An 18592-nucleotide genomic window follows, 5' to 3' on the forward strand; every position below is an offset into this window, starting at 1 on the left:
CTCGTTTCACTTTTTTGGTATATTTTAGCACATTTAACATTGGTACATAACACTGGTACATTTAACAAAAGGCGTCTCATCAGCGTGATGCACTGGCACCAAAAATCAAGCAACCCTCAGTCAAATCTCAGCACTGGCAAAGGATGAGCAAGCTTTTATAAAATCCAGCAAGCTTTGGCTACCAATCATCGCTTGATTATCACTTGTATTACATTTATAGTGGCTAAATTAGGATTAGCATCATCAGATTTATGAAAAAACTCAGCATCAGCGTCGCCGTCTCGTTGATGGCGATGGGCGCAGCAGCCGAACCAAACAGCCATCTGCCCAGCCAAGACACCATCAAAGCACCCGCACTCAGCGCTGGCGTCAGCTTTAATGAACAGCATCACAATCGCCAAGTCGCCCTGTGGTCGCTTAGGCAGATTAACGCCGCCTTGCCACTCATCGATGACGCATGGTCCACCCAGACACTCTACGCCATGACAGCGCAGATGAATGCCACGGTGCGCACCCAGCCCATTCTTGCCACACCCATCATCAGCGACCCTAGCATCAACGCTTTTGCCGTGCCAGGTGGCATCATCGGCATCAATACAGGGACCATTTTGCAAGCAAAAAGCTTAGATGAAGTGGCCAGCGTCCTGGCGCATGAGATCGCTCACCTTAGTCAGCGCCATTATGAACACCGCCAAGAAAACAACAAAAAACTGATGGCGCTACAACTGGGCGGTCTCTTAGCAGCGATCGCCGCCAGCGCCGTCAATGGCGATGCGGCACTGGCAGCAATGGCAGGCGCTCAGACCGCCAGCGCTGAAAACGCCGCCGCCCACAGCCGTGAACACGAACGAGAAGCAGATCGAGTCGGTCAGCAGATCTTGGTGCAAGCAGGCTACGATGCACACGCCATGCCCAGATTTTTTAATCGCCTGTACAAGCAAGTCAGCCTTCATCAATCCAAAAACGCCTTTGCGCCAAGCTTTATGCAATCACACCCCTTTACGATGGAGCGTTTATCTGAGTCCACAGCACGCGCATCAAGCCACCCCAGCACATCCATGCACGATAAGCAAAGACACGCCAAGACTTTTGATTTGCTGTATTGGCGGCTTAAATACCTAAGCAAGCAAACCACCTTGGCGGAGCTTAGCGCCAACGCCAAGCAAAGCCAAGGCGCACGGTTGGCGATGGTCATGCACCTCACCGATCATCACCAGTATCAAAAAGCCCAAAAAAGCTTTGATGAAGGTCATTTTTCGTCAGAAGATGTGCTCGCCATGATGGTGCAAGCCGATCTTTACACCGCTCAGCACCGCCACAAGGACGCCATCCGAGTGCTGACGCCATTACAAGCCATCTACCCCGAGCGGCGTGACTTGCGTCTGTATCTGGCAAAAAATCTCATCTTAGACAATCAAACTGCCGACGCCCTAGCCTTGGTACAAGACCTCACCCAAAGCCTGCCGCATGATTTACAAGCTTGGCAGCTCATCTGGCGAGCCTACGAACAAAAAGCCCGCCAAGACACAAATCATCAGTCGCTATCCACGCTCTACGCCCTACAAGCACGCTCACAAATCGAGCTTTGGACGGGCAAATACGACGGCGCACTACAATCCAACGCCCAAGCTACCAAAACCTTAGAATCCCTCATGAGTGACGACTCATACAGCGCCAGTAGCCTACACGCTTTAAGCCACTTACTTCAAAAAGACAAAGACACCATCTTGGCAGCCAAGGCCTACAAGCCCAGATAAAGCCAAAACATAAAAAAGGGTGAGTCCCCCACCCTTTTTAATAATCATATTTTTATATGTTTCAACAATCACACGGCTTTGTCGGTCAATACAGTGATGCCTTAAAGCTCATGCCAAAACTCATCATGCCGTTAAGGCTTTTTTGACCAAGCCTGAAATCACCGCAGGATCCGCCTGCCCTGCCGTCTTGTCTTTGACAGCATTCATCACACGCCCCATGTCTTTCATGCCCGCTGCGCCAAGCTCTGTGATGGTGGTGGCGACGATCTGGCTCAGCGCCTCATCCGACAGCTGCTCTGGCAAAAATTGGCTGATGACATCGATTTCAAACTGCTCTTTTTGCGCCAAATCCTCACGACCATTGGCAGTGTAGATGCCCAAAGACTCTTGGCGCTGCTTGATTTGCTTTTGCAAAATTGCCAGCACTTCTTTGTCATCAAGCTCACTTTGCCCGTCGATTTCGATTTGCTTGATTGCCGCTTGGACATTACGCAAGACCTTCACCTGCTCCATTTCTTTGGCTTTCATGGCGGTCTTGATGGCGTCGCTAAGCGTGGTTTTTAGTGTCATGATTTTCTCCAAAATTTAAATCGCCTAGATGGCGTGTGTCGTTTATGGGTTTAATTTGCCTTTGATGAAGCCGATGATCACAGGCAGCGTGGTGAATGCAATGATGCCAAAAATCACATTAGTGTCATGATTTTCTCCAAAATTTAAATCGCCTAGATGGCGTGTGTCGTTTATGGGTTTAATTTGCCTTTGATGAAGCCGATGATCACAGGCAGCGTGGTGAATGCAATGATGCCAAAAATCACATAGGTAAAATTGTCTTTGACCACTGGCTGATTGCCAAAGAAAAACCCAAGCAAAATAAAAGACGCAATCCAACAAAAGCCGCCGATCACATTATAAGCCAAAAACTTCTGATAATTCATGCTGCCTGCACCCGCCACAAAAGGCGCAAAGGTGCGAGCAAAAGGCAAAAATCTGGCAAAGATGATCGTCTTACCGCCATGCTTGTCAAAAAAAGCCTGCGTTTTTAATAGCTGCTGTTGATTGATGAAGCGATAGTTTTTTTGAAATACCTTAGGACCGATGTATCTGCCAATGTGATAATTTAAGGTGTCGCCAAGCACAGCAGCCACGAACAAAAGCCCAATGAGCAAGGCAGGATTGAGCGCACCTGTCACCGCCGCCAGCGCACCTGCGGCAAACAGCAGGCTGTCCCCCGGTAAAAACGGCATGACCACAAAGCCCGTCTCGACAAAGATAATCACAAACAAAATGCCATAAATCCACAAGCCATAATCCGTCAAAAACTGCGCCAAATGCAGGTCGATGTGCAAAATAAAATCGATGAGTTGTAGAATGATGTCCATGCTTGCTGTCCGATGGGCTTTGGTCAAATCAAAATTGCGTAACGAATCATTTTATCAAAATCTGGCTGTCATCACAAGTCATCTGTCTTTTTGGTTGGCAAGCTTTGATGAAAATTTTTAAGTTTTATGCTAATATGGTGAAAATTTTTAATTCATCAGCAGTACATTGATATGCTAGAAATTCGCCACCTTCAAATGCTTTCCACACTGGCACGCCACGGCTCACTTGCCACCACTGCCGATGAGATGAATCTGACCGCCTCAGCCATCTCGCATCAGCTCAAAGAGCTTGAAAGCCACTATGACATCACGCTGGTCAACCGTCGCACTCGCCCCGTGTCCTTCACTCCTGCTGGTAAGCTACTGCTACAGCTTGCCAATAACATTTTGCCACAAGTGGCACGCACCACCTCTGAAATCAAGCGTCTTGCGCACGGTCAGGCAGGCAGACTACGACTTGCCAGCGAGTGTCACAGCTGCTTTGACTGGCTGATGCCGATTTTGAATGTCTATCGCCGTGAGTATAGCGATGTGGAGCTTGACTTCGCCACAGGCTTTGAGCCAGAGCCACATCAAATGCTCATCGATGGCGACATTGATCTGCTCATCACCACCAGCGACTTGCCCATAGACGGCATCAGCTATCAGCCACTGTTTACTTATGAAAGCCGTCTGGTGCTGTCGCCTGCACACCGCCTTGCCAGCCAAAGCGCCATCAGCCCAGAAGACCTGACCGACGAGACGCTCATCGTTTATCCTGTCGAGCAAGAGCGCCTTGACATCATCGCCAAATTTCTAAGCCCTGCCAACATCACCCCAAAACAGCTGCGCACCACAGAGCTTACCGCCATGCTCATTCAGCTCGTCGCCAGTGAGCGTGGCGTGGCAGCACTGCCCGACTGGGTGTCCGCCGAATACGAAAAAAAAGGCTGGATCGTCAGCCGACCTTTGGGCAGCGGTGTGCATTGCCAACTGTATGCCGCCGTACGCACACGCAGCTTAGATGCTGCTTATATGAAAGGCTTTTTGGCGCTCTTAGACGGCATTGTCAAACCCTAAACATGAGCTAATCAGTCATTTAAAATGATGGTATTTTTTAAATAAATGAATATTTTAGTTTTATCATACAAACAAAATATCAGTACAGAGTCTTTAACTGCTATAATAAGCGTGCAACAAATGGAATTATTACAAGTGTGCATTTGCTGATTGTGTGATTGGCTGCCACTTGTAATTGCGGTTTGATGTTGAATTTTTATCAAATCACCAATTAACCGAATTTTATGACACGATAAATTGGAGTTTTTATGAGCAAATCTACCATCATCTACACTTATACAGATGAAGCCCCAGCCCTTGCCACCCACTCTTTACTTCCCATCGTCCAAGCCTTTACCAAAAGCTCTGACATCGACTTTGTCACCAGCGACATCTCATTGGCAGCACGCATTCTTTCTCAGTTTCCTGAATACCTAAGCGAAGAACAGCGTCAAGCGGACGCTTTGGCTGAGCTTGGTGAGCTTGTCAAACAGCCAGATGCCAATATCATCAAACTGCCAAACATCTCAGCGTCGATGCCACAGCTAACAGCCACCATCAAAGAACTCCAAGACAGCGGCTACAATGTACCAGACTATCCAAGCGACGCAAACACTGACGAACTAAAAGACATTCAAGCTCGCTACGACCGTGTCAAAGGCTCAGCGGTAAACCCTGTACTTCGTGAAGGCAACTCTGACCGCCGAGCTCCCAAAGCGGTGAAAAACTTCGCCAAAAAATTCCCGCACTCAATGGGCGAGTGGTCAGCGGACAGCAAAACCCATGTCGCTACCATGAGCGATAACGACTTTTTCAACAACGAAAAAGCCATTACCGTAGAAAAACCAACCACCGTTCGCTTTGTTTTCACCGACAAAGATGGTAATGAAAAAGATCTACGCAAGCCGCTACCACTACTTGCTGGCGAAATCCTAGATGCCACAGTTCTAAACAAAAACGCCTTGGTTAAATTCCTAGACGAGCAAGTCGCTGATGCCAAAGAAAAAGGCGTGCTATATAGCCTGCACATGAAAGCCACGATGATGAAAGTGTCTGACCCCATCATCTTTGGTCATGCGGTCAAATCATTCTTTAAGCCTGTCTTTGACAAATACGGCAAAGAGCTAGAAGATGCTGGCGTGAATGTCAATAACGGTTTTGGTGATTTGCTTGCCAAGCTTGACAACCTTGACCCTGCGGTCAAAGCCGATGTTGAGAAACTCATCGATGAGACCTACGCCAACAACCCTGATGTGGCAATGGTTGACTCTGACAAAGGCATCACCAACCTACACGTTCCAAGCGACATCATCATTGACGCTTCTATCCCTGCCATGGTGCGTAGCTCTGGCAAGATGTGGAACAAAAATGGCGAGCTTCAAGACACCAAAATCATCATTCCTGACAGCACTTATGCCCCTCTATATGAAGCCGTGGTGGAGTTTTGTAAAGAACATGGTGCCTTTGACCCAACCACGATGGGTACTGTGCCAAATGTCGGCTTGATGGCTCAAAAAGCCGAAGAATACGGCTCACATGATAAGACTTTTGAGATTGAATCAGACGGTAAAGTTGAAGTCAAAGACCAAGATGGCAATGTCCTACTGTCTCACGACGTTGAAGCAGGCGACATTTGGCGTGCTTGCCAAACCAAAGACGCCCCCGTCAAGGACTGGGTTGCTTTGGCGGTCAATCGTGCCAGACTATCGAACACGCCTGCGGTCTTTTGGCTTAACGAAAAACGTGCTCACAGTGCCGAGGTCATCAAAAAAGTCAATGCTTATCTTGCCGAGCTTGACACCGACGGTCTAGACATTCGTATTTTACCATTGGCTGCGGCTGCCAAATTTACTTTGGAGCGTCTGGTCAATGGCAAAGACACCATCAGCGTTACTGGTAATGTCATGCGTGACTACCTAACCGACCTATTCCCCATCATGGAGCTTGGCACTTCTGCCAAGATGCTCTCTATCGTGCCACTCATGAATGGCGGCGGTATGTTTGAGACTGGGGCGGGCGGCAGCGCACCAAAGCATGTTCAGCAGTTTAATAAAGAAAACTACCTGCGTTGGGACTCACTTGGCGAGTTCTTGGCGTTGGCGGTGTCACTTGAACACCTTGCCCAAAAAACAGGTAATCAAAAAGCTCAAATCCTAGCTGATGCTCTGGACAAAGCCACCGAAGAGCTGCTGATGAACGACAAGTCGCCACAGCGTAAACTGGGCTCTATCGACAACCGTGGAAGCCACTACTATCTTGCCAAATATTGGGCAGAAGCCTTGTCTGAACAAACGGACGACAAAGCCCTAGCCGATGAGTTCGCTCCCATTGCCAAAGCATTGAACGAACAAGAAGAAACCATCGTGAGCGAGCTAAATGGCGTACAAGGCGAGGCCGTTGAGACCGAAGGCTACTACTTTGCCAACCGTGAGTTGCTTGATAAGGCCATGCGCCCAAGCGCAACTTTCAACCAAATCATCGCTCAGCTGTAATCTCACTTCACAAAAAATGCCATCTGTCTAGGTGGCATTTTTTCTTGATTGGGCATTAAAATCAAGCAAAACACGCCGATTTCCATGAAAAAATCCTTTACAACCATCGTCAGTTATCTTGTGATATTTTTGCTTATTTATGGCGTCATCAACTGGTGGCGAGCCCCCGCCATGCCCCAAACGCCACAGCTTTTGTATCAAGACCGACACACAAACACCACCGATGTCATCGCCCAAAGCCATGACACGCCTATTTTATTGTACTTTTGGGGGACATGGTGCAGTGTCTGCACGCTGACCACACCACACATACAGACTTTGCACGCTGACGGCACACCCATCGTTAGCATTGCTGTCACATCGGCAAGCACGGCAGAATTATCCACATACCTAACAACGCATAATTACACTTTTATTACCATCAACGACCTAGACGGAGCGATTTTTAACGCATGGCAAGGCAAGGTGACGCCTTCTTTTGTCATTTTAAAAGACGGCAAAGTCCAGCAAAGCTTCACTGGCATCACGCCCTTGTGGCTGCTAAAATTGCGATTATACTTGGCAAATATGGGCTAAATTTTAGCGATACTCGCCCATTTTCATTAGAGTTTTTCATTATCAGGGCTTGTGTTATAATAGCAAAATTTCCACCATTAAAGAGAAACATTATGAGCGCACAAGGCACACTATACATCATCACTGCCGCATCAGGCACAGGCAAAACCAGTCTGGTCAAAGAACTGCTCGCCAGCACTGATAAGCTACAAGTCAGCATTTCGCACACCACCAGACAGCCCAGACCTGCCGAAACGGACGGCGTGCACTATCACTTTACCACCAAAGAAAATTTTGAAGCGCTCATCGCTGACGATTCTTTTTTGGAATATGCCGAAGTTTTTGGCAATTATTATGGCACCAGCAAGCAGGCGGTAGAAACCCTGCTTGCACAAGGCATTGATGTGATTTTGGAAATTGATTGGCAAGGGGCATTACAAGTGAAAGAAAAATTCGCCCAAGCGGTGATGATTTTTATCCTACCGCCAAGCAAAGCCGCCCTACAAAGCCGCCTGTCCAACCGTGGTCAAGACAGTGAAGAAGTCATCAACACTCGCCTAGCAGGGGCAGTTACCGAAATGAAAAATTACCATCATTTTGACTATGTCGTCATCAATGATGACTTTAATGTCGCACTTGGCGATTTACAAACCATCATTCACGCCAAACGCCTAAGCACCGCCCAACAACAAATCCGCCAGCGTGCATTACTTGACGCACTGCTTGCGAGCGACTGATGGCACGGCTGATTCTTTTTGGTTTATTGGCTGGATTTTTCTTTAGCAGCACCTTTGTTTTAAACGAATTGATGGCAAGTCAAGGCGGACATTGGTTCTGGTCGGCAAGCGGTCGCTATATTTTTATGTGGCTGATTTTAAGTCTGGTCATCAGCCTAAAATACGGCACATCAACCCTACTGGCACTGTGCCGACTGTTCCACGCTCACGCAGGTTTTTGGTGTGTGGCAGGCAGTATTGGCTTTGGCGGTTTTTATGCCTTTTTATGCTTTGGGGCGGATCATGCCCCCAGCTGGGTCATCGCCGCCACTTTTCAATTTACCAGCGTGGCAAGTTTGATCGTCCTTGCGATGTTTGGCGAGAGCCTAAGCAAATCCGTCATCGGCACAAGCCTGCTCATCTTTACAGGTGTTTTGATTGCCAATGTGGGCGAAGGCTTACATGATGACAGTATTTCTTTGGGTGATTTGCTATTGCTTGGGGCATTGCCTGCCCTGTTGTCAGGATTTTGTTTTCCGATTGGCAATCAGCTCGTCTGGTACGCCGCCAACAAAGCCCAAAACCCATCTGCCATGCCAAGTCGCCTACCAAACGGCGTGCCAAGCATGACATCGCCACTCATTCACAGTGCCGTGAATAAAGTCTGGCTTTTGACCACAGGCTCGTTGCCGTTTTGGTTGGTGCTAGGACTTGTGGTGGCTCCAGAATCACCCAGCTCATCACAAATCATCAACACATTTTTGGTGGCGTTATTTGCTGGTGTCATCGCCACGAGCATTTTTTTATTTGCTCGCAGTCAGGCCAGCACAGGCGGACAGGTCGCTGCCATTGACGCCACCCAAGCCAGCGAAATGATTTTTGCGATTTTTGGCGGCATGATATTACTCGGCTCATCCGCACCGTCTGCTTTGAGCTTGGCAGGCATTGGCATGGTGGTGCTTGGTCTGTATCGCTTTGCCAACATGAAATCTTAGGATTAGGATACTGATGATGGCGATATTTAGCCCAGAATTGATGATTTATCTGATGGATATGGTAGGCGTGGTGGCGTGTGCGATCGCAGGAACGACGCTCGCCTTGCACAAACGCTTTGATCTGTTTGGCTGTATTTTGGTCTCCATGATCAACGCCATCGGTGGTGGTACGATTCGTGATGTCATGCTTGATCGCCATCCGCTGTTTTGGATGACGGATTTGACTTATGTTGTCATCATCACACTCACTTCGCTCATCTGTCAGATATTTTTTAATCATTATCAAAAAATAGACCGCACGCTCAAATTCTTTGATGCGATTGGTCTGGCAGCGTTTAGCGTGATTGGGTTAAAGGTCGGCTTGTCATTTGGCGCACATCCGATGATTGCGGTGATGATGGCGGTTTTGACCAGCATTGCAGGCGGCATCATGCGTGATATGATTTGCAATGAAATCCCACTGGTTCTACAAAAAGAAATCTACATCAGCGCCAGTATCGCAGGCTCGCTGTTGTATTTTGCCTTAGAAGGCTTGGGCGTGGCAAATGGCGTTCAAGACACGCTGACACTCGCCACCATCTTTGGCGTGCGAATGCTGGCGGTGCATTTGGATTGGCATTTACCCTCCATTCGCCTAAATCATCGCAGCAACGATCCATAACCCAACAAAAAAAGGCGTGGTACATACGCCTTTTTTATATAGTAAATTAAACTCAAAATGCACCATATTAGGTTTTTTGCTCACAGTGAGCTGTCGAACCATAACAGCAAACCATTCCACCCGAAGGCAAGCTTAATGACGAACGGTTTTGGTGATTTTTAAAGTTAAATCACTACACGACCACCTTTACTGGCCTCATTCCCTTCATTTCAATCCGATGAATTTACAAATAACGACCCACCAGCTGTGCCATCAGCTCAATATGCAATTCGTCTGTATTTAACGCAGGAATGTACTCATAAGACTTGCCACCAGCGCTTAAAAAGTTATCACGATTTTCAACAGCAAGCTCTTCTAGCGTCTCAAGACAATCTGCACTAAATGCCGGGCTTAGCACCTGCACCGACACGCCCGCCTGCCCCCACTCGCTCAAAAGCTCATCGGTATAAGGCTTAAGCCATTCTTGAGCCCCGAAACGAGACTGAAAACTGATCGCCCATTCATGCGTGGCAAGTCCCAATTCAGACGCCACCAATACGGCAGTTTTACGGCACTGCTCGGCATAAGGGTCGCCCTTGTCTGCATAAGGCTTAGGGATGCCATGAAAGCTCATGAGCAGACGATCTGCTCGCCCATGCTCATCCCAAAAGCGGCGAATGCTCTGTGCCAATGCCTGTATGTACAAAGGATGATCGTGATAATCGCGCACAAATTGCACCATCGGCATATTGCGTTGTTGTTTGCAATAATCCGCCACCTTATCAAACACCGCCGCCGTGGTCGTCGCTGAGTATTGCGGGTACAGTGGCAACACAATCAAATCATCATAACCCTTATCTTGCAATGTCGCCATCACATCTTTGATGTTAGGATTGCCATAGGTTGTGGCGGCAAAAACAGGGATATTTTTTCCGTCTTTGATGAGTTTGTCTTGTAATAACGCCACTTGTTTTTTTAAAATGGCAAGCAGTGGTGAGCCATCAGCCGTCCAAACGCTTTGATAGGCATGGGCGACTCGCTTAGGACGAGTGGTCAGGACAAATACATTTAAAATGATTTGCCAGATGGGTTTTGGAATTTCAATCACCCGAGTATCGGACAAAAATTCACGCAGATAACGGCGGACGCCTGCTGGCGTTGGCTCATCAGGCGTACCCAGATTGACAAGTAAAATTGCAGTTTTCATAAAAATCGGTCATCAGGTTTTGATATTACCGCTTAGTTTATCATTTTTTGGATGAAATGACAGTTTATTTGCACCAATCTTTGTATTTTATTTGATAAATAATCCAACTTACCGCAACCAATCGCCCCAGCCTTCGACCAAAACTTTCGGATTAAAAATTGCTTAAAAGCCCTGCAAAGTGTTACAATAACGCCACATTTTACACAATGCAGCTTTTACGCAGTTTTAAAAAACACGCACAAATAACGGAATTTTTCGTGGAACAGACTACCGCCCCTTATCTTGATCCGCCATCTGTCGGCATTGTAACGCCGCAGGTTTTGCATTTTGACGAGCCACTTTTATTAGAATGCGAGCGAACTTTGCCAAGTTTTGATTTAGTGATTGAAACTTATGGCACGCTAAATGCCGACAAATCAAACGCCATCTTAATCTGTCACGCCCTGTCAGGCAGCCATCACGCCGCAGGCTACCACAGCGAGACGGACGAAAAAGCCGGCTGGTGGGACGCACTCATCGGCAATGGCAAGGCGATTGATACCAGTCAGTTTTTTGTGGTGTGCCTAAACAACATCGGCTCATGCCACGGTTCCACAGGTCCCACCACCATCAATCCTGAGACAGGTGAGATGTGGGGGGCAGATTTTCCACTCATCACCATCAAAGACTGGGTCAAGACCCAAGTCATGCTCTCCGACCGTCTAGGCATTGAAAAATGGCACGCCATCGTCGGCGGCTCGATGGGCGGTATGCAGGCGCTGCAATGGTCGGTGGACTACCCCGACCGCCTTGCTCGTGCCGTCATCATCGCAAGCACGCCCAAGCTGTCCGCTCAAAACATCGCCTTCAATGAAGTGGCACGCCAGTCCATCTTGTCCGACCCCGATTTTCACGGCGGCTCTTATGCCAAGCACGGCACCTACCCCAGACGAGGGCTGATTTTGGCACGCATGGTCGGACACATCACCTACATCACCGAGGAGGCGATGCGAGCCAAATTTGGACGAGATTTGAAATCTGGCAAATTCATGTACGGCTTTGATGTCGAATTTCAGGTGGAAAGCTATCTGCGTTATCAAGGTGAGCGATTTAGCAAAAATTTTGATGCCAATACTTATCTTTTGATGACCAAAGCTTTGGATTATTTTGACCCCACCCGAGATTACACGCCTGAACATCTGGACGAAAAAAGCGCCCTGAAAGAGACGCTGTCACGCACCAGCTGTCAGTTTTTGATCGTGTCATTCACGACCGATTGGCGATTTAGCCCAGAGCGCTCGGTGGAGATTGTCGATGCACTCATGGCAAATGGCAAAGATGTCAGCTTTGTTAATGTGGACGCACCGCACGGGCATGACTCGTTTTTGTTTGACATTCCAAGATATGTGGGCGCAGTCAAAGGATTTTTGTCCGCTTCCTTGCCGACCCAGACTCCCAAAAACAACCACATCAGCCCACAAGAGATTTCAAAATTAGCCAGACAATGATTTTATAATCAATAGACAATACAATCAAACCGACAATCAAAAACAAGGAAAACCATGACCAGCATCGACCACCAACTTGCCGAAAGATGGATACAGCCCCACGCCAAAGTGCTTGATTTGGGCTGTGGCGATGGCACGCTTTTGGCGCACTTAAAGCAGCATCTGGGCGTGTCAGGCTACGGTCTTGAAATTGACCCCGATAAGATCAATCAAGGCATCGCCAAAGGTCTAAACATCATCGAGCAAGACCTTAACGATGGTCTGGCTCGCTTTGCCGACAACAGCTTTGATACGGTGGTCATGGCTCGTGCCTTGCAAGCAGTCAAAAACCCCCAAGATCTACTCAATGACATGCTGCGTGTCGCCAAAGAAGGCATCGTTACCTTTCCTAATTTCGCCTATTGGCAAAACCGTGTGTACCTAGGCATCAAAGGCATCATGCCCATGAGTGAAACGCTGCCGCACCAATGGTACGACACGCCGAACATCCATCTTTGCACTTTCAAAGACTTTGAGCGACTTTGTCATGACAATGGCATCACCATCCTTGATACAGTCGCCATCAATGATGACGCCAATTTGCCCAACAAACTCATGAGCCGATTTGTCAAGCATGCGCCGAATCTACTGGCCGATGTGGCGATTTACCGCATTGCGAAAAATTAACTCACAAAGCCTGCACCTTTTGTAACATCTCATTCATTGAATTTTGGGTGTCAAAGTGCTAACATAGATGGATTGTTTATTTGAGTTTATGCTTTGGAGTCTTTTATGAAAATGCTTAAAATTGCCCTACTTCCTTTGGCGCTTGGTACGGCGGTGCTTAGTCATGCGCAGACCACCACGACCACGAGCAGTTTTGAAAGCAGCAATTTTGAACGCATGGACATCAACAGCCTAACCGCCAGAGCCGCTCAGGGCAACCATCACGCCCAGTTTTTCCTAGCAAAACGCCTACAAAAAGGTGAAGGCGTCGCCAAAGACCCTAGCCGTGCTGCTTACTGGTACACCCGAGCCGCCGAGCAAAACGCCTCGCCTGCTCAGCTAAATCTTGGTCTGATGTATCTGCGTGGCGAAGGCGTCAAAGCAAACATGAATGAAGCTCGTAAATGGCTAGAAAAAGCCGCTCACTTGGGTGACAACCGTGCCAGCTACGCCCTTGCGGTGCTTGATGAGCGTGAAAAACGCCTAGTCGATGCCTACAAATGGTACGACCTATCCAGCCGTGATGGCATGCTCGACCAAAACATCAAAAACAAAGCTCAAACCAAAATCGGTCAGCTTGCGCTAAACCTTTCCTCCAAAGACATCGAAAAAGCCAAAACCAGCGCTAACAACTGGTTTCAAAACCGCTGATGCCCACCTGCACAAAAAAAACCACCCCAAAAAATAGCCTTTCTGGGGTGGTTTTTTAACCACTCTTATCCAAAAATTTTCTTCAAACTTAAAAAAAATCATAAGATTAAAAAAAGCTACCTAGAACAACTCGCCCTGACCTTTGATTTCTGGCGTTTTTACCACAAAACCATAAGCGGACAATTTTTCTTTTAACATCATGATGTTATAAAACGAATGGGCGTTGGTCGTATTTTGAAAATAAATAAAAAGCTCATCAAAATTGGTACGATGACTAAAAATCTCATCAGCGATTTTACTAAGTTCATCCTCGCTATAACGATAATCGTGTCGCTCTTTGGTACTCTCTTTTTCCCACCAATCGCTACGCCGTCCGTGCAACCGATAATAGGCGGTGCGAGCATTCGCCCAAAAAGGTGTATTGGGTAAACCGATGTTTTTAGGATAATCGGTATTGACCCAAATCAGATTGGGCGAGTTGGCAAAATGGGTAAAGACAGGCTTGATGTGCCAACTGGGGTGGCGAAATTCTATGGCAAGTGCTTGATTTTCAAACCATTTTACCATTTCTGCCAAATACTGACGGTTGGCAAAATTTCGCTCAAAGCTGTGGGGAAATTGCAATAATAAGGGGGCAAGATAACCTTGCAAAGGTGTAAGAATGTTCAAAAACGCTTGGGCGGTTTTGGCGGTGGCGGTAAAATTGTGGCTAAAATCTTGGTGCAGTTTTAGGCTAAATTTAAGTCGTCCATCCGCTTTGTTTAGCATACCCAATAAGGTTTTTTGCCCAATGGAGGCGTGAAAACTTGCGTTAATTTCCACACAGTCATAATGATTGGCATAGTGGTGCAAAAACTCGCCAGCCTTTGCACCGTGTGGGTACAGCGTGCCAATCAAATCGGTATCGCTATACCCACCTGTGCCAATATAAATGGTTGATTTAGTCATCAATCAATCGGCGGTGTATAAGTACCGTTTTTGATGTCGTCTTTAATCCGCTCCGCCTCACTCAACACTTGCGCAAGCAAGGCTTGTACATTTTCAAGCGTGGCGATTGGGCTTAGCGTCGTCATCTTTAATGATTGCACATTTTGACGGCTATCAATCACCCGAGTAACGCCAATGTTGGCTTCACCACGAGCAAATAACTCATCAGCGACATTTTGGTTCAAATTATCAATGAAATCGCTAGGATAATCTTTTGGCACAACACGGAACAGCACGGACGCAAATTGTGGCTCAACCAACAACTCTAAACCATCAGTCGCTTTAATATAATCCGCCACTTGGCGAGTGAGTTTGACCCCATGGTCAATCATTGAGCCGTACAATTCTTCGCCCAACGCCTCAACCGTCATCCACAGTTTCAACGCATCAAAACGGCGAGTGGTCTGCAAAGACTTTGACACCAAGTTTGGCACGCCATGCTCTTCGTCATAAGCAGAGTTCAAATACTCCGCCTCGTAGTGCATAAAGCGGTAATTTTGCTCATCTTTAAGCAGGAATGCACCGCACGAAATGCTTTGGAAATAGTGCTTATGAAAATCAAGCGTTACCGAGTCCGACAGCTCAATGCCGTCCAGCATATTACGGTATTCGTTGGACAACAGCAATGCCCCACCCCACGCCGCGTCAATGTGCAGCCACGAGCCGAACTCATCGCACAGCTTGCGAATGGCTTTGATGTCGTCAATCGCCCCTGCGTCCGTTGTGCCAGCCGTTGCCACGACACACGCCACGATATTGCCTTTGGCGTGCAAATCCGCCATTGTTTTGGCAAGGGCGGTGGTGTCCATTTGGGCGTTGTCATTGACAGGGACAGTTACGACCGATTGAAAGCCCATGCCCATCATCGCCATGTTTTTTTGTACGCTAAAATGGGCGTTTTCTGAACAGATGACTTTCACTTTTTGCATTGCATCGGCAGGGATACCGTCTTTTTGCACGCTCCATTCTTTACCGTCAGCATTTTGGTAGTTTTTGGCGATTGCCCAATCACGAGCCAAAAGCACGCCCATCAAGTTAGACTGCGTACCACCTGATGTGAACACGCCTGCCTGCCCTGCCCCATAGCCGACCTTTTGGCGTAACCAGTCAATGAGCTGAACTTCCATCAATGAACCTGCTGGCGACTGGTCCCATGAGTCCATGGATTGATTGGTTGCATTGATTAAAACTTCGGCGATTTGCGATGTTACCATCGTTGGACAATGCAAATGTGCCAAAGAATGTGGGTGATGTACTTTTAGGCTTTTGTTCAAAAACAATTCCACAAGGCGGTCAAGCGATTTTTGTACACCCAAGCCGTCTTTTTGTGGGTTAAAGCTAATCTCTGAGCGTAGCTGTTTGATGCTACCGCCTGTGTACATTTTGTCATTTTTAAGCCAGTTTGAGACGGCTTGAACTGCTTGATTCATCGCTTGCTCATAGTCAGCGATAGAGTTTGGGTCGTTGCAAAGTAGGGCTTGGCGGTGTTGTTCAAAAGTTGGCATGGCTACATCCTAAAAGTAAAAAATGCTTTATTTTAGCATATTTGCATCATTTAATACACCTTATTATTTTCGGTCAATTCATTAACTTTTTGCACCACTTGATAGCCTACTTCATCATTTATTTCAAAAAATCGTTTGGCACACGCAATTTTAAACCGCTCTTCCCACCTCAATTTATCAACCACCACCCCATCTTGAATGGATTTATCGCCTGTATTTTTAGTCTCAGCAATAAAATAAACCTGCTCGCCATTTTTATTGATGACAACCGCCCAATCAGGATTATAATTACCAATTGGTGTTGGGATTTTAAACTTTTTGGGTAATTTAAAATAAAACGCCACTTGCTCATCATAATTTTCACAATCGGTTGCAAACTGATGCTCAGTGGTTGAATCCAAATCCAATATACCATTATAAATGGTTTTATCCATTTTATTGACATCAAAAGTATAATCATTGGCATAAATTTGATAAGTTTCAAACAAACTTTGCTCATACATATCATTAAGTTGTTCATATTGAATGCCATTTATCATCAATGATTGCAACTGACGGTTAATAATCTCTGCCACAATTTCAATAAAGCGTTGTGGGTTATTTTTAATCTCATCAATTCTGCCAGATTGCTTTAAAATCTCTACCAAAGTTTGGCGGGTTAGACCTGTTTTTTCTTGCAATGCCTTTAAAATATCAGGTATGGCAATTTTTTTGTCCAAATACTGGTAATCAGAATAAACCTCTTCTGCCTGTACACCCATTTCGCTATTTTGAATGAGTCGTGCTTTTTTAATTTCAATTTTTGGTTTGGCAATGGCTGGCATTTTGTTTAATGCTTGGCTTGCCAATTTAATCAATTCATCGCTATCAAATGCAACACGATATTTGGTTTTTTGGCGAACACGCTCCCAAATTTGTAAAAATAGTGGGTCGGTAAACGCATCAAAACGATAAGTTACCGTGCGTTCATTTTTAGCGTCTTTGATATTAGATTTTTCAAATTTAACACCACAATCATCAACATATTCCTGCTGTAAACTGCTGGCAAATTGCTCATAACTTTCATTGGGAATCACGGTCAAAATATTAACCTGTTCATCATAAATTCGCTCACCTTTTTGATTCACAGGTAAACGAAGTCCACGCCCAATTTCTTGGCGTTTTTTAATGGTAGATGTGGTTTCATTTAAAGTACAAATCTGAAAAACATTGGGATTATCCCAACCTTCTTTTAATGCCGAATGACTAAAAATAAATCGCACAGGCTCATCAAAAGACAATAACCGTTCTTTATCTTTCATAATCAATTCATAAGCATCGTTATCATCTTTGGTTGTGCCGTTACTATTTTTGGCATTGCCTTTTTTGTCTTGGCTAAAATAGCCATTATGTACGCCACTTGCTGATTGTTTGGTTTCTAATTCATACAATTCTTCAAACCACTCATAAAATTTCCCCAATTCACCTTGTGCATTGGTGCGATAATTTTCCACTTTATCAATAAAAAATAGCGACAATACTTTAATGCCTAATGGATTTAACTGCTTTTCACGCTGCAGATGTGCTTTAATTGTGGCGTGAATTTGCTGTTTCATAATATCATCTTTAAGATAATCCAAATTTACGCCACGGGCAATTTCTACGCCATTAGAAAATCTAACTATTTTGTTTTCTAAATCAATGCCTGTAACCATAAACCCTTGATAGTTGGGATTTTGTTTTGATAGTTTATATAAATCATTATTTTTGTCATTGGTTGTTACAGTAACAACTTTTCTTTTTAATTCTTTATTTTCATTAACATCAATAAGTATTTTGGCTTTTAATCCGCCTTTATTGACCACTTCTTTTAATTCAATAAAAGCATTATTTTTATCCTGCGACACCACAGAATTGACAACAATTTGTTTTACCAAATTCTTTTCAAATGCTTGTACAGGATTTAGGCTATATACTTTATTGATAATTTCTTTATGCGTTGCCGAATATCCAATCGTAAATAATGGATTTAAATTTTCAATGGCATTTTTGCGTTTATCACTGCTGATATTTTGTGGTTCATCAATAATAATGATTGGGTTTGTTGCTTGAATCAAATCCATTAACACGCCATTTTCTCGCTGTTGATTGATGATATTGCTTTCTTTTTCAAAAGACTGAATATTCATCACCAAAATTTCAATATTTGTACTTGTCGCAAAATGTTTTAATACATTGGTTTTTTGACCGCTATATTCGCCATAATGATAAATGGGCGAATTAAATTCATCTTTAAAATGGGCTTTTGTGCTATTTAAAGTTTGCAATACACCTTCACGAATGGCGACACTTGGCACAACAATGATAAATTTTCTCCAGCCATAGCGTTGATAAAGCTCAAAAATGGTATTTAAATAAACAAAAGTTTTGCCTGTACCTGTTTCCATTTCTACACTAAAATACAAACTATCCAATTTATCTGCAAAATCCATACCTTTT

The 18592-nt window shown here is 45.6% G+C and carries 15 protein-coding genes and 1 pseudogene; 10 read left to right on the forward strand and 6 right to left on the reverse strand.

Annotated elements, in window-relative coordinates; genetic code table 11:
* Positions 1 to 251 precede the first annotated feature (251 nt).
* Positions 252 to 1757, forward strand: coding sequence for a M48 family metalloprotease (locus LU290_RS07370; RefSeq protein WP_277807962.1), 1506 nt, complete (start codon positions 252 to 254; stop codon positions 1755 to 1757).
* 123 nt (positions 1758 to 1880) lie between these two features.
* Here the strand turns inward: LU290_RS07370 and LU290_RS07375 are convergent, their stop codons facing one another.
* Positions 1881 to 2327 carry a GatB/YqeY domain-containing protein gene (locus LU290_RS07375; protein ID WP_277807963.1) on the reverse strand — a complete coding sequence of 149 codons (447 nt, stop codon included), beginning with the start codon at positions 2325 to 2327 and terminating at the stop codon, positions 1881 to 1883.
* A 170-nt stretch (positions 2328 to 2497) separates the two neighbouring features.
* Complete coding sequence (locus LU290_RS07380; protein WP_277807964.1) at positions 2498 to 3136, reverse strand: DedA family protein; 639 nt, start codon at positions 3134 to 3136, stop codon at positions 2498 to 2500.
* Positions 3137 to 3307: 171 nt separating this feature from the next.
* Here LU290_RS07380 and LU290_RS07385 point away from each other — a divergent pair, with 171 nt between their 5' ends.
* The 6 genes from LU290_RS07385 to LU290_RS07410 all read left to right on the forward strand — a co-directional run bounded on the left by LU290_RS07385 (position 3308) and on the right by LU290_RS07410 (position 9593).
* The gene (locus tag LU290_RS07385; RefSeq protein WP_277807965.1) at positions 3308 to 4195 is read left to right on the forward strand and encodes a LysR family transcriptional regulator; all 888 of its coding nucleotides are present in this window, start codon (positions 3308 to 3310) and stop codon (positions 4193 to 4195) included.
* A gap of 248 nt (positions 4196 to 4443) precedes the next feature.
* The gene (locus LU290_RS07390) at positions 4444 to 6666 is read left to right on the forward strand and encodes an NADP-dependent isocitrate dehydrogenase (protein ID WP_277807966.1); all 2223 of its coding nucleotides are present in this window, start codon (positions 4444 to 4446) and stop codon (positions 6664 to 6666) included.
* An 84-nt stretch (positions 6667 to 6750) separates the two neighbouring features.
* Positions 6751 to 7242, forward strand: a complete 492-nt coding sequence (locus tag LU290_RS07395) for a redoxin domain-containing protein (RefSeq protein WP_277807967.1) — start codon at positions 6751 to 6753, stop codon at positions 7240 to 7242.
* A 92-nt stretch (positions 7243 to 7334) separates the two neighbouring features.
* Entirely contained in the window at positions 7335 to 7958 is a 624-nt protein-coding gene (gmk, locus tag LU290_RS07400; protein WP_277807968.1) for a guanylate kinase, read from the forward strand.
* A complete protein-coding gene (locus tag LU290_RS07405; protein WP_277807969.1) occupies positions 7958 to 8932 on the forward strand; it encodes a multidrug resistance efflux transporter family protein in 975 nt (324 codons plus the stop codon). The genes gmk and LU290_RS07405 overlap by 1 nt, the downstream gene beginning before the upstream one ends.
* 13 nt (positions 8933 to 8945) lie before the next feature.
* Positions 8946 to 9593, forward strand: coding sequence for a trimeric intracellular cation channel family protein (locus tag LU290_RS07410; protein ID WP_277807970.1), 648 nt, complete (start codon positions 8946 to 8948; stop codon positions 9591 to 9593).
* Positions 9594 to 9816: 223 nt separating this feature from the next.
* Here LU290_RS07410 and hemH read toward each other — a convergent pair whose 3' ends face one another.
* A complete protein-coding gene (gene hemH, locus LU290_RS07415; protein WP_277807971.1) occupies positions 9817 to 10779 on the reverse strand; it encodes a ferrochelatase in 963 nt (320 codons plus the stop codon).
* A gap of 206 nt (positions 10780 to 10985) precedes the next feature.
* Between hemH and metX the strand changes: the two genes are divergently transcribed.
* The 3 genes from metX to LU290_RS07430 all read left to right on the forward strand — a co-directional run bounded on the left by metX (position 10986) and on the right by LU290_RS07430 (position 13622).
* A complete protein-coding gene (gene metX, locus LU290_RS07420) occupies positions 10986 to 12266 on the forward strand; it encodes a homoserine O-succinyltransferase MetX (protein ID WP_370688526.1) in 1281 nt (426 codons plus the stop codon).
* Between the two features lie 54 nt (positions 12267 to 12320).
* Complete coding sequence (gene metW, locus LU290_RS07425; protein WP_277807972.1) at positions 12321 to 12932, forward strand: methionine biosynthesis protein MetW; 612 nt, start codon at positions 12321 to 12323, stop codon at positions 12930 to 12932.
* Between the two features lie 105 nt (positions 12933 to 13037).
* Positions 13038 to 13622, forward strand: coding sequence for a tetratricopeptide repeat protein (locus tag LU290_RS07430; RefSeq protein WP_277807973.1), 585 nt, complete (start codon positions 13038 to 13040; stop codon positions 13620 to 13622).
* A 120-nt stretch (positions 13623 to 13742) separates the two neighbouring features.
* On the opposite strand, the gene LU290_RS07435 is transcribed toward LU290_RS07430, so the two are convergent.
* The 3 genes and pseudogenes from LU290_RS07435 to LU290_RS07445 all read right to left on the reverse strand — a co-directional run.
* Complete coding sequence (locus tag LU290_RS07435) at positions 13743 to 14570, reverse strand: DUF72 domain-containing protein (RefSeq protein WP_277807974.1); 828 nt, start codon at positions 14568 to 14570, stop codon at positions 13743 to 13745.
* Positions 14570 to 16114: a pyridoxal phosphate-dependent decarboxylase family protein gene (locus LU290_RS07440; RefSeq protein WP_277807975.1), complete on the reverse strand. Its 1545-nt coding sequence runs from the start codon at positions 16112 to 16114 to the stop codon at positions 14570 to 14572. The genes LU290_RS07435 and LU290_RS07440 overlap by 1 nt, the downstream gene beginning before the upstream one ends.
* A gap of 50 nt (positions 16115 to 16164) precedes the next feature.
* Positions 16165 to 18576 (reverse strand): annotated as a pseudogene (locus LU290_RS07445) (restriction endonuclease); the annotation flags it as partial.
* Positions 18577 to 18592: the final 16 nt, after the last annotated feature.

It is taken from the genome of Moraxella nasibovis, from assembly GCF_029581575.1.
Taxonomy (GTDB): Bacteria; Pseudomonadota; Gammaproteobacteria; order Pseudomonadales; family Moraxellaceae; genus Moraxella; species Moraxella nasibovis.

What these genes read in the sequence shown, in the direction of transcription:
- LU290_RS07370 (WP_277807962.1), top strand. Translation starts at nt 252, where the DNA reads ATGAAAAAACTCAGCATCAGCGTCGCCGTCTCGTTGATGGCGATGGGC.
- LU290_RS07375 (WP_277807963.1), bottom strand. Translation starts at nt 2,327, where the DNA reads ATGACACTAAAAACCACGCTTAGCGACGCCATCAAGACCGCCATGAAA.
- LU290_RS07380 (WP_277807964.1), bottom strand. Translation starts at nt 3,136, where the DNA reads ATGGACATCATTCTACAACTCATCGATTTTATTTTGCACATCGACCTG.
- LU290_RS07385 (WP_277807965.1), top strand. Translation starts at nt 3,308, where the DNA reads ATGCTAGAAATTCGCCACCTTCAAATGCTTTCCACACTGGCACGCCAC.
- LU290_RS07390 (WP_277807966.1), top strand. Translation starts at nt 4,444, where the DNA reads ATGAGCAAATCTACCATCATCTACACTTATACAGATGAAGCCCCAGCC.
- LU290_RS07395 (WP_277807967.1), top strand. Translation starts at nt 6,751, where the DNA reads ATGAAAAAATCCTTTACAACCATCGTCAGTTATCTTGTGATATTTTTG.
- gmk (WP_277807968.1), top strand. Translation starts at nt 7,335, where the DNA reads ATGAGCGCACAAGGCACACTATACATCATCACTGCCGCATCAGGCACA.
- LU290_RS07405 (WP_277807969.1), top strand. Translation starts at nt 7,958, where the DNA reads ATGGCACGGCTGATTCTTTTTGGTTTATTGGCTGGATTTTTCTTTAGC.
- LU290_RS07410 (WP_277807970.1), top strand. Translation starts at nt 8,946, where the DNA reads ATGATGGCGATATTTAGCCCAGAATTGATGATTTATCTGATGGATATG.
- hemH (WP_277807971.1), bottom strand. Translation starts at nt 10,779, where the DNA reads ATGAAAACTGCAATTTTACTTGTCAATCTGGGTACGCCTGATGAGCCA.
- metX (WP_370688526.1), top strand. Translation starts at nt 10,986, where the DNA reads ATGCAGCTTTTACGCAGTTTTAAAAAACACGCACAAATAACGGAATTT.
- metW (WP_277807972.1), top strand. Translation starts at nt 12,321, where the DNA reads ATGACCAGCATCGACCACCAACTTGCCGAAAGATGGATACAGCCCCAC.
- LU290_RS07430 (WP_277807973.1), top strand. Translation starts at nt 13,038, where the DNA reads ATGAAAATGCTTAAAATTGCCCTACTTCCTTTGGCGCTTGGTACGGCG.
- LU290_RS07435 (WP_277807974.1), bottom strand. Translation starts at nt 14,570, where the DNA reads ATGACTAAATCAACCATTTATATTGGCACAGGTGGGTATAGCGATACC.
- LU290_RS07440 (WP_277807975.1), bottom strand. Translation starts at nt 16,114, where the DNA reads ATGCCAACTTTTGAACAACACCGCCAAGCCCTACTTTGCAACGACCCA.